The sequence below is a fragment of the Pseudomonas koreensis genome (assembly GCF_036668835.1).
GTDB classification, from domain to species: domain Bacteria; phylum Pseudomonadota; class Gammaproteobacteria; order Pseudomonadales; family Pseudomonadaceae; genus Aquipseudomonas; species Aquipseudomonas koreensis_I.
The window spans coordinates 104,234-117,272 of sequence record NZ_JAZEVW010000011.1; the positions used below are offsets into that span (position 1 = coordinate 104,234).

A 13,039-nucleotide genomic window follows, 5' to 3' on the forward strand; every position below is an offset into this window, starting at 1 on the left:
GCAGGCTCGCTCCCACCAAGGGGTATTCGAATCGCCTGAAATCACTCGCCGCGATAGATGCACCCGCTGGTGCACGTCTCATGAATGCGGATCGCGCTCAGTTCCGGCAGCAGCGGCTTCATTTCATTCCAGATGAATTTGGCGAGCACTTCGCTGGTCGGGTTTTCCAGGCCAGGAATGTCGTTCAGGTAGTTGTGGTCCAGACGCTCGTACAGCGGCTTGAAGATCGCCTTGATCTCGGAGAAATCGCGGATCCAGCCGGTGTGCGGGTCGAGGTCGCCGCTCAGGTGCAGCGCCACTTTGAATGAGTGACCGTGCAGACGCCCGCACTTGTGGCCGTCCGGGACGTGCGGCAGGCGGTGGGCGGATTCGAAGGTAAACTCTTTGAAGATTTCCACGGTATTTGGCTCTGTTCAGATGGCGTTCGCCGCAGCGATTCGGGCAGGCGGCGAGTTTATCAGCTTGTCTGTGGCTGTGCTGACTAAAGGGTCAGCAAGTGCTCGGCGAGGCGACCGTTGGCCGTCAGTTCGAGAAATTCGTCACCGAGGCGGCGGCTTTCGTCCATCGCCGTGTGCCAGTACTTCTGTCGGCCCGGCGCATCGCCCATGAAGCGTTTGAAGTCGTTTCGGTCGGGCAGCTTACCGAAGGGCAGGCGGGCCAGATATTCCTTTGACGGCGCGAGCAACAGCACGTCCTGCAAACGCTCCACCGAGGCGCGGCGCCACGGCAGGGTCTTGTCGAACCAGCCGGGAATCACCCGGTCGGTGAAGTGCGGATAGAGCACGATGCCGTCGCCGCTGTAGGGCAGGTCGAGGTGATAGTCGAGCAGGCCACCGTCGCGAAACGTCCCCGCGCCGGCACCGGGCAAATCGCGCACGCCTTCCATGACCATCGGGATCGAACCCGATGCCAGCAAGGCCTGGCGCAGGTTGCCGGCGTTCAGCGCGACGAAGCGCGAAGGGAAATCGTCCAGCGCATGCAGCGGCGGGGCCAGGCGCGGGTCGTGGATGATCAGCCGCTCGAAGTGGCGCGACAGCCGCGCACGACCGCGCAGGTTGTCGGCGATCACCGAACCCAGCGCCAGACCGAGGCGCCCGCGATGATCCTCGGCCAGACGCCCCTGGCTTTTCACCACCATGATGTTCAAGCGGTAATGCGCATTGTCGAGAATGCTCGCGTCGCGGCCGTCGAGCAGGTCATTGAGCATGCGCTGCGAGCTCTGACTGATCTCGGCCATGGTCACGCCTTTGTTGAAATTCTGCTCGGCGTACAAATGCCCGAGGCGGCGGATGCCTTCGGCGGCGTCGGGCAGGCAGGCACTGGCGAAGCGCCAGGAACCGACCGAAGCGCCGATCAGCGAACGTTCGCGTGGCGCACTCGGCAGCCATTCACCGAACAGCGCCAGATCCAGCCCCTGAATCCCCAACGCCTTCGGCCCACCGGCCGCGCCGGGAAGGGTGCCGACGTCGGCAGCGTTCAGGCCCTGGGCGCGAATGCGCGCCATGGCCCGCGGGCCGGCCTTGAGGGTGAGGGCGGGGAATTTGATGTGGATGGCGGTCATACCGGCCTCGATCGTTAGCAAGCGAAGAATTATAGCCCCATGTGGCGAAAACCTTGTAGGAGCGAGCAGCCCACAGGGTTCTGCACCGTCTGAGGCGGGCACAATGATGGCCATTCAGTTTCAGTTAAGTTGCTCCCGTTAAGGTGCCTACCGTAAGCAACTCATAAGAATTCGGAGACACCCGTGAACACCCTGACTGCCCTGACCACTGCCTCGCTCATTTGCCTCACCGCCAGCACCGCATACGCGCGCGATCTCGGGCCTGACGAAGCGCTTCGTTTGCGCGACGCTGGTACTATCGTCTCCTTCGAGAAGCTCAACGCCGCCGCACTGGCCAAACACCCGGGCTCAGAAATTACCGAAACCGAGCTGGAAGAAAAATATGGCAAGTACATTTACCAGATCGAACTGCGCGATCCGCAGGGCAAAAAGTGGGATCTGGAATTGAACGCGGTCGATGGCGAAGTGCTCAAGGATCATCAGGATACGTAATGAAGCTTAATGTTCGCGCCACTCGCCGTACGGCCCTGGTGCTGGTGTTGTTTTGCTCAACTGCCATGGCCCGCGACCTCGATCAGGACGAAGCCCTGAGCCTGCGCGAGAAAGGTGTGATTTTGCCGCTGGAGCAGGTCCTCCATCAGGCCATGGACCGTTACCCCGGCGCCAAACTGCTGGAAGTCGAGCTGGAAGAAAAACACGACGTCTACATTTACGAAGTCGAGTTGCTGACGGTCGAGGGCGTGGCGCGTGAGCTGCACTTGAAGGCTGAGACCGGCGAGTTAGTCAAAGACAAGGAAGATTGATCGATGCGTTTGCTTTTGGTGGAAGACCACGTACCGCTGGCCGACGAGTTGCTCGCCAGTCTGCAGCGGCAAGGTTACGCGGTCGATTGGCTGGCGGACGGTCGCGATGCGGTGTATCAGGGCAGCAGCGAGCCTTACGATCTGATCATTCTCGACCTCGGCCTGCCCGGCGTGCCGGGGCTTGAAGTGCTGGCGCAGTGGCGCGCCGCTGGGCTGGCGATTCCGGTGCTGATCTTGACGGCACGCGATTCCTGGGCCGAACGCATCGAGGGCCTGAAGGCCGGTGCCGACGATTACCTGACCAAGCCGTTCCACCCCGAAGAGCTGCAACTGCGCATCCAGTCGCTGCTGCGCCGCTCCAAGGGCCAGGCCAATCAACCGACCTTGAAGGCCGCTGGCCTGCACCTGGACGAGGGGCGTCAGTGCGTGGTGCGTGACGGCGCCGATATTCAACTGACCGCCGCCGAGTTCCGCCTGCTGCGCTATTTCATGCTGCATCCGGAGCAGATCCTCTCCAAGAGCCACCTCGCCGAACACCTCTACGACGGTGAAACCGAGCGCGATTCCAATGTCCTTGAAGTGCACGTCAATCACCTGCGGCGCAAGCTCGGCAAAAGCGTGATCGAAACCCGTCGCGGCCAGGGTTACCTGTTCGGCGGGCAAGCCTCGTGAGGTCGATCCAGCGCCGCTTGAGCCTGGGTCTGATCAGTGTGATGGTGATCGTTGGCGTGGTGCTGGCGCAGACCAGTCTGTGGTTGTTCGAAGCAGGTTTGCAGCGCTATCTCGAGGCGGGTCTGCGCAACGACAGCGAGAGCCTGCTGGTGGCGCTGGTCCGCGGCCCGCAAGGCTTGCAGCTGGACGAGCGGCATTTGTCACCGGCTTATCAGCGGCCGTTTTCCGGGCATTATTTCCGCATCGACTTTGCCGACAGCCACTGGCGTTCGCGCTCGTTGTGGGATCAGGACCTGCCGCTGCTCGACCATCCCGGCCTGCACAGCAATCTGCAACTGGGCCCGGACGGTCAGCAGTTGCTGATACTGCGTTCGGACTACCGGCGTCTCGGCCAGTCGATTTCGATCAGCGTCGCGCAGGATTACACGCCAGTGCGCGAAAGCTTCCAGCGCATGCGCCAGATCGGTCTGGCGGCAGGCCTGACGGCGTTGCTGGTGATTCTGCTGTTGCAGCGCCTGACCGTGCGCCGCGCCTTGAAGCCGCTGGAACGAGCGCGCGAACAGATCGCGCAATTGCAGCAGGGCCAGCGTTCGCAACTCGATGATCAGGTGCCGGTGGAACTGGAGCCGTTAGTGGCGCAGATCAACCATTTGCTCGCCCACACCGAAGACAGCCTCAAGCGCTCGCGCAACGCCTTGGGCAACCTCGGCCATGCCTTGAAAACCCCGTTGGCGGTGTTGTTGAGCGTGGCGTCGAGCGAAAAACTCGATGCGCACCCGGAACTGCGCAAGATCCTCATCGAGCAACTGGAGCAAGTGCAGCAGCGCCTCAATCGCGAGTTGAATCGTGCACGCTTGTCTGGCGATGCACTGCCCGGCGCGCTGTTCGATTGCGACGCGGAACTGCCGGGGCTGTTGGCGACGCTGAACATGATTCACGGCGAGCATCTGGCGCTGAGCTACGTCGCCCCAGCGGGGCTGCAACTGCCGTGGGACCGTGAGGATTTGCTCGAACTGCTGGGCAACCTGCTCGATAACGCCTGCAAGTGGGCGGACGCTGAAGTGCGCTTGAGTGTGATCGAGCGTACTGACGGCTTTGCCCTGAGCGTCGAGGACGACGGTCCGGGCATTCCCGAACAGCAGCGCGCCGATGTGTTCAGTCGCGGCACGCGGCTCGATGAACAGACCGACGGCCATGGGCTGGGGTTGGGAATCGTGCGCGATATCGTGGAAACGTGGGGCGGGTTGCTGGTGTTGGGCGAGAGCGAGTGGGGCGGGTTGAAGGTGGTGATCGAATTGCCTCAGCGGTGAACCCTCGAAAAGCCTCTCACCCTAACCCTCTCCCGGAGGGAGAGGGGACTGACCGAGGTGTTTCTGAGAATTGCGCCGACCTGAAATGTCGAGGCGAACGCAGGATTTGAATTGCGAGTCGAACGCAGGATTTGAATTTGAATGCGGTCGGCTCCCTTTCCCCCTCGCCCCCTTGGGGGAGAGGGCTGGGGTGAGGGGGAATCCAGCTGACACCCCGCCATCTCACATCAAACGCGAAACTGATCCATCAACCGCTGCTGCTGATTCGCCAGGCTGTTGAGCGACTGGCTAACCCGGGCCGATTCATTCGCCTGTCCCGACAGCGATTCCGTCACGTCGCGAATCGTCGCCACATTGTTGTTGATCTCTTCGGCCACCGCACTCTGCTCCTCAGCGGCACTGGCGATCTGCAGGTTCATGTCGCTGATCACCGTCACCGCGTCGCCGATCTGGCGCAGTGCGGTCACTGCCTGGCCGACTTGCTCGACACTGCCCTGGGCCTGGCGATGGCTGTTGCCCATCGAACCGACCACCTCCTGCGTGCCGTTCTGCAATTGCTCGATGACCTGACGGGTTTCCTCCACCGATTCCTGGGTACGCCGGGCAAGGTTGCGCACTTCATCGGCGACCACGGCAAAACCGCGTCCGGCTTCACCGGCCCGTGCCGCTTCGATCGCGGCATTCAGCGCCAGTAGATTGGTCTGTTCGGCAATCGCGCGAATGGTTTCCAGCACCGCGCCGATTTTTTCGCTGTTGGCTGCCAGCCCTTCAACCTGCAGCATCGCCGCGCTCATGTCGGCGGCGAGAGTGTCGATGCTCGCCGTGGTGCGGTCGATCACGGTCAGGCCCTGGCGGGTGGCGCGGTCGGCGTCCTTGGCGGCTTCGGCCGCCTGGGCGGCACTACGGGCGACATCTTGCGCGGTGGCGCTCATTTCGTGCGACGCAGTGGCGACCTGATCGACCTGACGGTATTGCTGCTCCATGCCGGCGCTGGTCTGGGTGGCGATGGCCGAGGATTGGTCCGCGGTGCTGCGCGCGTCCTGCACCGAGCGTTTCACTTCGGCGATGATCGGTTGCAGCTTGTCGAGAAAGCGGTTGAACCAGCCCGCCAGTTGGCCGAGTTCGTCCTGCTTGTCATAGGCCAGGCGACGGGTCAGGTCGCCTTCGCCGCTGGCGATGTCTTCAAGCATGTGCGCGACGCCGAGGATCGGACGGGTCACGCTGCGCGCCATCAGCCATACCAGCAGCAGGCCGAGCAGGGCGGCGAGGCCGCCGAGGCTCAACTCGATCAGCGTGCCCGAGGTGTTGCTCGCGTCCAGCTGTTGCTTGAGCGCTTCAGCGCGGCTGACCAATACTTTCTCCGGCACATCGAGCAATACGCTCCACGCCGGCCCGCCCGGAATCGGCTGGAACGGCGAGAGCACCTTCAATTGTCCATCATTGTGCAGGCTGCTTACGCCGGTGCTGGCCGCCAGGCGCCGCAGCAGCTCAGCACCGCTGGTGGTGTCGACGGCGTCCAGACGCTGGCTGAGTTTGCCGGCATCGGCGCTGTAGCCGGCGAGCAGGCCGGCAGGGCTGATGATGCTGACGGCGGTCTGGCCGTCATAGAGCTTTTTGCTCGCGTTCTGGCTGATCGCTTGCAGGCTGTTGAGGTTGATGTCGACCGACAGCGAGGCGATGACCTTGCCGTTGAGCAGCAGCGGGAAGACGATGCTGGTCATCAGCACTTTCTGCCCGTCGATTACGTAAAAGTACGGTTCGATCACGCAGGGCGTGAGAGTAGTGCGCGGGCAGGTGAACCAGGCATTGGCCGCCTGACCGCTGGGGCCGGTACGGGTGTCGCTCATATCGCTTTCCGGCAGGGCCATCGAATGGACCTTGCCCGGGGTCGGCTGCGACCAGTACAGGGCAAAACGGCCCTTGTCGTTGCTGCCCAGTTCATCCTGGCCAGCGAACAGCTCGTCCTTGCCGTCCAGCGCATTGGCCTCGAATACCAGCGACAGGCCGAGCAGGTCCGGGTTGGCCTGCAGCGCGGATTTGACCTGCCGGGTCATGTCCTCGCGCAGATCGAAGGCATCGAGAAAACGCTTCTCGGCCTGTTCGCGCAGAAACAGCACCTGCCGCGAGAAACCGTGGCCATATTGATAGGCATCCATGAATTGCTGACGAATCCCCGCCGCCTGCACCTCACCCTGCGACTCGATGCGCGCCTGCGCCGACTCGGTGAGCATATCCATGCTCGACGCCTTGACCAGCGCTGAACTGTGCTCCATGCGATACAGCGAAAGCCCGACCAACAGGGTCACGATACCGGCCAGACAAAGGCCGGCGAGCAGGGTGATTTTCCATTGGATGGAAAGGTGTCTGAGCGACATGGAAAACATCCTTATTCGATAAATATCTGAGACTTTGCACTCTAACGGCAGAACAGCAGCTTTCTTGAGCGGCAAGCTTCAAGCTTCAAGCTAAAAGCGAAGCTCGGGCGCCAGGATTTTGCTTTTCGCTCGCCGCTCGAAACTTGCAGCTTGTGGCTGCTTGGGGCACAGTGCGCGCCCTTTTAACAAGACCCTTTTGGCTCCGCCGAGCAGTTCTGGCGGACTCATCCTGTCTGGCGGTCGGTTGTCCACCGCGGTGTTTTTCGAGGTAGTGAAATGAATGCAGTCATAGCAGCAGTCGGCGTCATGCTGATTCTCAGCCTGTCCCGCGTGCATGTGGTGATCGCGCTGATCGTCGGGGCGCTGGTCGGCGGCCTGACCGGTGGCCTGGGCATGGACGCCACGCTCAAGGCGTTCAACAGTGGCCTGGGCGGTGGTGCGACCGTGGCGTTGTCCTACGCGTTGCTCGGCGCTTTCGCCGTGGCAATTGCCAAGTCGGGCCTGGCCCACGCGCTGGCCGACAAGGCGCTGGCGATGGTCGACCGGCAACATTCGAGCGGCGGCGGCAACGTCAAATGGCTGCTGATCGGCCTGTTGTGGGTGGTGGCGATTGCTTCGCAGAACATCCTGCCAATCCACATCGCATTCATTCCGCTGCTGGTGCCGCCACTGCTTTATGTGCTGACCAAGCTGCAACTCGACCGCCGCCTGATCGCCTGCGTCATGACCTTCGGCCTGATCACCCCGTACATGTTCCTGCCGGTGGGTTTCGGCAACATCTTCCTCAATGAAATCCTGCTGGCCAACGTTGCGCGCAGCGGCGTCGACATCAGCGGCATCAACATCACCCACGCCATGGGCATTCCGGCGCTGGGCATGGTTTTCGGTCTGGCGATGGCGTTCGTCAGTTATCGCAGGAAGCGCGTCTATGACCTGGAAAAAATCGAGCAGGTCGAGCAGGCCGCAGTGCATTACAACCCGTTGAACCTGCTGATCGCCGGTGTGGCCATCGCCTCGGCGTTCGTCGTGCAGTTGCTGCTGGATTCGATGATTATCGGTGCGCTGGTGGGCTTTCTGGTCTTTTCGGTGTCCGGCATCGTCAAGTGGCGCGAAACCGATGACCTGTTCACCGAAGGCATGAAGATGATGGCGATGATCGGTTTCATCATGATCGCCGCCTCCGGTTTCGCCGAAGTGATGAAGGCCACCGGTCAGGTGCAGACCCTGGTTGAATCGTCGGCGGCATGGATCAATCACAGCAAAGGCGTCGGCGCGCTGTTGATGCTGCTGGTGGGCTTGCTGGTGACCATGGGCATCGGCTCGTCGTTTTCCACCGTGCCGATTCTGGCGGCGATTTTCGTGCCGCTGTGCGTGCAACTGGGCTTCAGCCCGATGGCCATCGTATGCATCGTCGGCACTGCCGGTGCGCTGGGCGACGCCGGTTCGCCGGCCTCGGACTCGACCCTCGGCCCGACCTCCGGCCTGAACATCGATGGCCAGCATCACCACATCTGGGACACCGTGGTGCCGACCTTTCTGCACTACAACCTGCCGCTGCTGGCGTTCGGCTGGATCGCGGCGATGGTTCTCTAAACGCCCCACCAACCCTGTGGGAGCGAGCTTGCTCGCGAAAGCGGTGGATCAGTCGCAGTTGCAGCGACTGACACGACGCCTTCGCGAGCAAGCTCGCTCCCACAGGGGCCTGGGTATTTCCCGGACTCAACTTTTGCTCCGGCGTGCCGTTAAAGCCTTTAACCACGCCAACAAAATCAAAAGAGTGAGCCCCACAATGCGTCTGAGCCTCAAGGCTAAAGTCCTGTCCCTCGCCGTTCTTCCGGTATTGCTCTTTGCCCTGGTCATCAGCCTGACCACGCTGTTCATCCTTCAGGGACAGGCGCGCAAGGAAGTCGAACAGACCCGCGAGCGCCTGCTCGGCGACGCCAAAGCCACTCTGCAAAGTTATGTCGCCGTGGCGATGACCACGATCAAACCGTTGTACGACGCTGCCGCACCCGGCGACACCGAGGCCCGCGCACAGGCGATCAAGCTGCTGTCGGGCATCCGCTACGGCAAGGACGGCTACTTCTTCGCCTACGACTCGGAGATCGTGCGCCTGTTCAAGGCCAACGACCCTGACGGCGTGGGCAAAAGCTTCAAGGACAACCGCGACCCGAACGGCGTCTACGTCAACCTTGGTCTGGTGAAAGTGGCGAAGGACGGTACTCACTACCTGCAATACAGCTCGCCGCTGCCGGGCAACGCGAAAGTGCTGGTGCCGAAACTCGGTTACACCGAATACCTGGCCAAGTGGGACATGGCCGTCGGTACCTCGGTCAACCTCGACGGCATCGAAGCGCAAGTGGCGCAGGTCGAAGCCCAGGTCCAGGAACGCGTGCAAGGCGTGGTGCTGAGCATTGTCGGCGTGGCGGTGCTGGTGCTGCTGGTGATCGCGGCGGCGGGGATGCTGCTGGCCAATGCCATTCTGCGGCCGCTGACCCTGATGAAAGCCAACCTCGATGACATCGCAGCAGGCGAGGGCGATCTGACCCGCCGCTTGAACATCACCAGTCAGGATGAACTCGGCGAACTGGCCGGCTCGTTCAACCGCTTCGTCGACAAGATCCACGGCCTGGTGCGGCAGATCACCGAGATGACCACGCAACTGACCGGGTTGGTGACTCAGGTGTCGGATCAGGCGCAGCGCTCGGATCAGGCGATGGAGCGTCAGCGTCACGAGACCGATCAGGTCGCCACCGCCATCAACGAAATGTCCGCCGCCGCGCAGGAAGTTGCCAAGAGCGCGCAGAACGCCGCCGTCGCCGCGCAGCAGACCGACGCAGAAGGCCAAAGCGCCAAACGCGTGGTGGCCGGCAGCATCAAACAGATTCATGCGCTGGTCGATGACATTCGCAACAGCGGCGTATCGCTGGACAGCCTGCAGCAGGACGTGACCTCGATTGTCGGCGTGCTCGGGGTGATTCGCTCGATCGCCGAGCAGACCAACCTGCTGGCTCTCAACGCGGCGATCGAAGCGGCGCGGGCGGGTGAGGCGGGGCGCGGTTTTGCCGTGGTCGCCGATGAGGTCCGCGCGCTGGCCAGCCGCACGCAGATCAGCACCCAGGAAATTCAAGGCATGATCGATCGCCTGCAAGCCGGCACGCAGCAGGCCGTGGAAGCCATGCGCCGCTCCAGCGAGGCCGGCGACGGCACTTCGCAACAGGCCAATCAGGCCGGGGCGTCGCTGGATGCCATGGCCGAGCTGATCGCGACAATCAACTCGATGAACGCCCAGATCGCCAGCGCCGCTGAAGAGCAGACAGCGGTGGCAGAAGAGATCAACCGCAGCGTGCACCAGATCGCGGTGGCGGTGGATAGCGTTGCCGATGAAACGCAACTGGGCGCGCAGACGTCGCGCAGTTTGGCGGAGTTGGGGCAGCGGCTGGGCAAGCTGGTTGGGCAGTTCCGGATCTGACGCTTGAAAAGCCCCTCACCCTAGCCCTCTCCCGGAGGGAGAGGGGACTGAATGGGGAATGCTTGGGAAATGCACCGACCTGAAATTGCTTTGCTGAATCCATAATCGACTCGATCGTTCAGGTCGATGTCTGACGTAAGACACCTCGGTCAGTCCCTCTCCCTCCGGGAGAGGGCCAGGGTGAGGGGCTCTTGATCTTCAAGGTTTGTCCCAATACGGCACCTCACCAAAACACTCAACAAAAAAATCAATCACCGTCCGCACCTTCACCGACAACCTTCGACTCCCCGGCCACAGCACCGCAATCTGCTGCGGCTCCAGACTGTTCGACACCTGATACCCGCGCAACACCGGCACCAGCGTGCCGGCGCGCAACGCCTCGCCAATCAGCCACGACGGGAACATCACCAGCCCCAGCCCCTGTTCGGCGGCCTGGGTGAGGGTGTCGGCGTGGTTGCTGGTGATCGGGCCTTTGACCGAATACGGCGTCCAGTCCTCGCCATCGCGGCGGAAAAACCAGCGCTGCTGGCCGGCCGCGCCTTTGTAGGCCAGGCATTGGTGCCGAGCCAGATCCTCGGGTTTCTGCGGCGTGCCGTGGCGTGCAAGATATTCTGGGCTGGCGGCGACCTGAAAACGGTGCGGCGCCAGAATCCGCGCCTGCATACTCGAATCGTGCAGCGGACCGATGCGAAACAGCAGGTCGGCGCCTTCCTGTAACGGGTCGACGTAGTGATCGGTCTGCTGAATATCCAGTTGCAACTGAGGATATCGCGCGCACAACTTGCCCAGCCACGGGCTCAGATGGCGCTGGCCGAACACCACCGGGGCGTTGATGCGCACCAGGCCCGTCGGTTCGCTTTGCTGCTCCTGCAACGCTTGCTCGGCTTCTTCCAGTTGCACCAGCACCAGACGCGCATGATGGCCGAGCATACGACCGGCCTCGGTCGGCGAAACGGCGCGGGTGTGGCGGTAGAGCAGTTGCTGATTCAGCGCTTGCTCCATCAATTGGATCTGCCGCGAGATCGAGGAGGGCGCCACGCCTTCGCGGCGGGCGACTTCGGAAAAGCTGCCGTGGTCGAGCACAGCAACGAACAGCCGTAGCGTTTTGAATCCCAGATCATTGAGCCCGTTCATGGGGTGCCCTGCTGTGCGAGTTGCGCAAAAGTGTTGTCCGGATGCTCCCATTTATCGCACAGCTCTGCCAGCCGATAATCCGCGCCATCGTTTCTTGAAGTGGAAAGTTTTTATGCAGACGCTGGATGAGGTGGGGGTTGCCGCACCCGTGAGGCAATCGGGGTTGCGCTTATTGCTGCTGCCGCTGGTGATATTGGCGGGCATGGGCTTGTCGGTGGAGGCCGGGTTGCTTGGGCCGTTGGGCGAGCAGGTCGGGCACCTGTGGGCGACGTTGAGTATCTTCGGCGTCGGTGCGGCGATCCTGTTCTTGTTGCTGCTGTTCGCCGGCCCGCAGAAAGGCCCGGCGCTGACTGATCTGCCGCGCTGGCAGTTGATCGGCGGGTTTCTCGGGCCGATGTACGTGGTGGTGCTGACCCTGGCAACGCCGCATATCGGCATCGCGATGACCATGATCGCGATCCTCTCGGGGCAAGTGGGCAAGAGCGTGCTGATCGACCATTTCGGCTGGTTCGGCGCGACGCGCAAGAAGGTCAATGGCGAGCGTTGGCTGGCCTTGGGGCTGATTGTGGTGGCATTGATTCTGATTGCGCGGGGTTGAGTGATGGGGCTGGTGATTTTGTTGGCAGTGGTGGTGTTGGCCGGCGCGGTGTTGAGCGTGCAGGCGGCGATCAACGGGCGCTTGGGTGAGTCGGTTGGCGTGTTGCGCAGCAGTCTGCTGACCTTTGCAGTCGGCGCTGTGGTGACCGGGTTGTTGATTTTCTTTTTTGAGCCGGTGCAGGCGGTGAGTTTGCTCGACGTGCCGAAGTGGCAATTGACCGGGGCCTTGTTTGGCGTGGTGTACATGATGGTGATGGTCGGCGCGGTGCCGGTGGTAGGGACGGCTGTGGCGACTGTGGCGGTGATTGTCGGGCAGTTGGGGATGGGGATGTTGATCGATAATTTCGGCTGGTTGGGCAATCCGGCGATCGAGCTTTCGTCGAGCCGGGTTTTGGCGATGGGGTGTCTGGCGCTGGCGCTGGTGTTTATGTATCGGAGTTCTGCGCGCTCCGTGGATTGATTGTTTTTTGTTGCTGAGATGGGGGGTATATCCGTTGCTTCGGGTGCTGCGGCTGGCGGTTTCGCCCTTGCGGCGAGTCCCTTTTTCAGACGCCGGAGTGCCGGCCCAGCAAAAAGGAACCAAAAGGCTTGCTCCTGCGTACGGCCCTCGCAGGCTCGGGTCCCTTCGCTGCGGGATCGATCCGGGCGCAGCGGCTACGGTTTGCTGCGCTGCACCTAATTGCGCTGTGTCTGGCTGCGCCAGACGGTCGCTGCGCTCCCACGCCCGGATCAATCCCTCCACTCAGCCTTCCGATGTCGCTGGTTAGGCAAGATCAAGATCAAAGGCACTCGAGCTAACGCTCATTGTTGAGTGGTGAAGAGCGGGGCGGTTGGCTTGGGATTTGTGGTGGATTCGCCCCTCACCCAAGCTCTCTCCCGAGGGAGAGGGAGCCGATTTGTGGGCCGTTCAGAACTTGAGTACGGCTCGGTGGATCAAGTCGGCATAGTTCTCGCATTCACCTCAGTCAGTTCCCTCTCCCTCGGGGAGTGTATGTACCGGACACATGGTGGACAGGTGTTCGGAGACATGGTGGACACTTTTTAATAGGCACATTGCTCATCATCAAGGAGATGACCTGTGTCCTGGCAAGAGGCATCCACCATGCAACTTCGTA

At 62.0% G+C, this 13,039-nt stretch carries 12 protein-coding genes and 2 pseudogenes; 9 read left to right on the top strand and 5 right to left on the bottom strand.

Annotated features, from left to right (window positions below; all coding sequences use genetic code 11):
• Positions 1 to 41 precede the first annotated feature (41 nt).
• Together queD and V6F91_RS24790 are read right to left on the bottom strand one after the other, a co-directional pair.
• The gene (queD, locus tag V6F91_RS24785) at positions 42 to 398 is read right to left on the bottom strand and encodes a 6-carboxytetrahydropterin synthase QueD (protein ID WP_007915588.1); all 357 of its coding nucleotides are present in this window, start codon (positions 396 to 398) and stop codon (positions 42 to 44) included.
• 83 nt (positions 399 to 481) lie between these two features.
• Positions 482 to 1,561, bottom strand: coding sequence for a patatin-like phospholipase family protein (locus tag V6F91_RS24790; RefSeq protein ID WP_332769123.1), 1,080 nt, complete (start codon positions 1,559 to 1,561; stop codon positions 482 to 484).
• A gap of 183 nt (positions 1,562 to 1,744) precedes the next feature.
• Between V6F91_RS24790 and V6F91_RS24795 the strand changes: the two genes are divergently transcribed.
• From V6F91_RS24795 to V6F91_RS24810, 4 genes are read left to right on the top strand one after another with little or no spacing between them, the layout of a single operon-like run.
• Complete coding sequence (locus V6F91_RS24795; RefSeq protein ID WP_332769125.1) at positions 1,745 to 2,053, top strand: PepSY domain-containing protein; 309 nt, start codon at positions 1,745 to 1,747, stop codon at positions 2,051 to 2,053.
• On the top strand, positions 2,053 to 2,364 hold the full coding sequence (locus V6F91_RS24800) for a PepSY domain-containing protein (RefSeq protein ID WP_332769127.1): 312 nt from the start codon (positions 2,053 to 2,055) through the stop codon (positions 2,362 to 2,364). The genes V6F91_RS24795 and V6F91_RS24800 overlap by 1 nt, the downstream gene beginning before the upstream one ends.
• Positions 2,365 to 2,367: 3 nt before the next feature.
• Positions 2,368 to 3,036: a response regulator transcription factor gene (locus V6F91_RS24805; protein WP_332769129.1), complete on the top strand. Its 669-nt coding sequence runs from the start codon at positions 2,368 to 2,370 to the stop codon at positions 3,034 to 3,036.
• Positions 3,033 to 4,346 (top strand): sensor histidine kinase, encoded by a 1,314-nt coding sequence (locus tag V6F91_RS24810; RefSeq protein ID WP_332769131.1) that lies wholly within the window; start codon positions 3,033 to 3,035, stop codon positions 4,344 to 4,346. The genes V6F91_RS24805 and V6F91_RS24810 overlap by 4 nt, the downstream gene beginning before the upstream one ends.
• A gap of 227 nt (positions 4,347 to 4,573) precedes the next feature.
• Here V6F91_RS24810 and V6F91_RS27600 read toward each other — a convergent pair whose 3' ends face one another.
• Positions 4,574 to 5,329 (bottom strand): methyl-accepting chemotaxis protein, encoded by a 756-nt coding sequence (locus V6F91_RS27600; protein WP_423815359.1) that lies wholly within the window; start codon positions 5,327 to 5,329, stop codon positions 4,574 to 4,576.
• Between the two features lie 102 nt (positions 5,330 to 5,431).
• Positions 5,432 to 6,730, bottom strand: a pseudogene (locus tag V6F91_RS27605) (HAMP domain-containing protein); the annotation flags it as partial.
• 267 nt (positions 6,731 to 6,997) lie between these two features.
• On the opposite strand from V6F91_RS27605, the gene V6F91_RS24820 reads away from it, so the two are divergent.
• From V6F91_RS24820 to V6F91_RS27615, 3 genes and pseudogenes are all read left to right on the top strand, one after another.
• A complete protein-coding gene (locus V6F91_RS24820; RefSeq protein WP_332769135.1) occupies positions 6,998 to 8,314 on the top strand; it encodes a Na+/H+ antiporter family protein in 1,317 nt (438 codons plus the stop codon).
• 196 nt (positions 8,315 to 8,510) lie between these two features.
• A pseudogene (locus tag V6F91_RS27610) lies at positions 8,511 to 9,335 on the top strand (cache domain-containing protein); the annotation flags it as partial.
• A gap of 102 nt (positions 9,336 to 9,437) precedes the next feature.
• Complete coding sequence (locus V6F91_RS27615) at positions 9,438 to 10,193, top strand: methyl-accepting chemotaxis protein (protein WP_423815360.1); 756 nt, start codon at positions 9,438 to 9,440, stop codon at positions 10,191 to 10,193.
• Between the two features lie 198 nt (positions 10,194 to 10,391).
• On the opposite strand, the gene V6F91_RS24830 is transcribed toward V6F91_RS27615, so the two are convergent.
• Entirely contained in the window at positions 10,392 to 11,327 is a 936-nt protein-coding gene (locus tag V6F91_RS24830; RefSeq protein ID WP_332769139.1) for a LysR family transcriptional regulator, read from the bottom strand.
• A 112-nt stretch (positions 11,328 to 11,439) separates the two neighbouring features.
• Here V6F91_RS24830 and V6F91_RS24835 point away from each other — a divergent pair, with 112 nt between their 5' ends.
• Together V6F91_RS24835 and V6F91_RS24840 are read left to right on the top strand one after the other, a co-directional pair.
• Positions 11,440 to 11,925 (top strand): DMT family transporter, encoded by a 486-nt coding sequence (locus V6F91_RS24835; protein WP_332769141.1) that lies wholly within the window; start codon positions 11,440 to 11,442, stop codon positions 11,923 to 11,925.
• A 3-nt stretch (positions 11,926 to 11,928) separates the two neighbouring features.
• Positions 11,929 to 12,384: a DMT family transporter gene (locus V6F91_RS24840; RefSeq protein ID WP_332769143.1), complete on the top strand. Its 456-nt coding sequence runs from the start codon at positions 11,929 to 11,931 to the stop codon at positions 12,382 to 12,384.
• Positions 12,385 to 13,039 lie beyond the last annotated feature (655 nt).

Bases quoted from the DNA above. Each gene is read 5' to 3' on its own strand.
- V6F91_RS27615 (WP_423815360.1), top strand. From the start codon at position 9,438: ATGGAGCGTCAGCGTCACGAGACCGATCAGGTCGCCACCGCCATCAAC.
- V6F91_RS24820 (WP_332769135.1), top strand. From the start codon at position 6,998: ATGAATGCAGTCATAGCAGCAGTCGGCGTCATGCTGATTCTCAGCCTG.
- V6F91_RS24790 (WP_332769123.1), bottom strand. From the start codon at position 1,561: ATGACCGCCATCCACATCAAATTCCCCGCCCTCACCCTCAAGGCCGGC.
- V6F91_RS24830 (WP_332769139.1), bottom strand. From the start codon at position 11,327: ATGAACGGGCTCAATGATCTGGGATTCAAAACGCTACGGCTGTTCGTT.
- V6F91_RS24835 (WP_332769141.1), top strand. From the start codon at position 11,440: ATGCAGACGCTGGATGAGGTGGGGGTTGCCGCACCCGTGAGGCAATCG.
- V6F91_RS27600 (WP_423815359.1), bottom strand. From the start codon at position 5,329: ATGGAGCAGCAATACCGTCAGGTCGATCAGGTCGCCACTGCGTCGCAC.
- V6F91_RS24805 (WP_332769129.1), top strand. From the start codon at position 2,368: ATGCGTTTGCTTTTGGTGGAAGACCACGTACCGCTGGCCGACGAGTTG.
- V6F91_RS24800 (WP_332769127.1), top strand. From the start codon at position 2,053: ATGAAGCTTAATGTTCGCGCCACTCGCCGTACGGCCCTGGTGCTGGTG.
- V6F91_RS24840 (WP_332769143.1), top strand. From the start codon at position 11,929: ATGGGGCTGGTGATTTTGTTGGCAGTGGTGGTGTTGGCCGGCGCGGTG.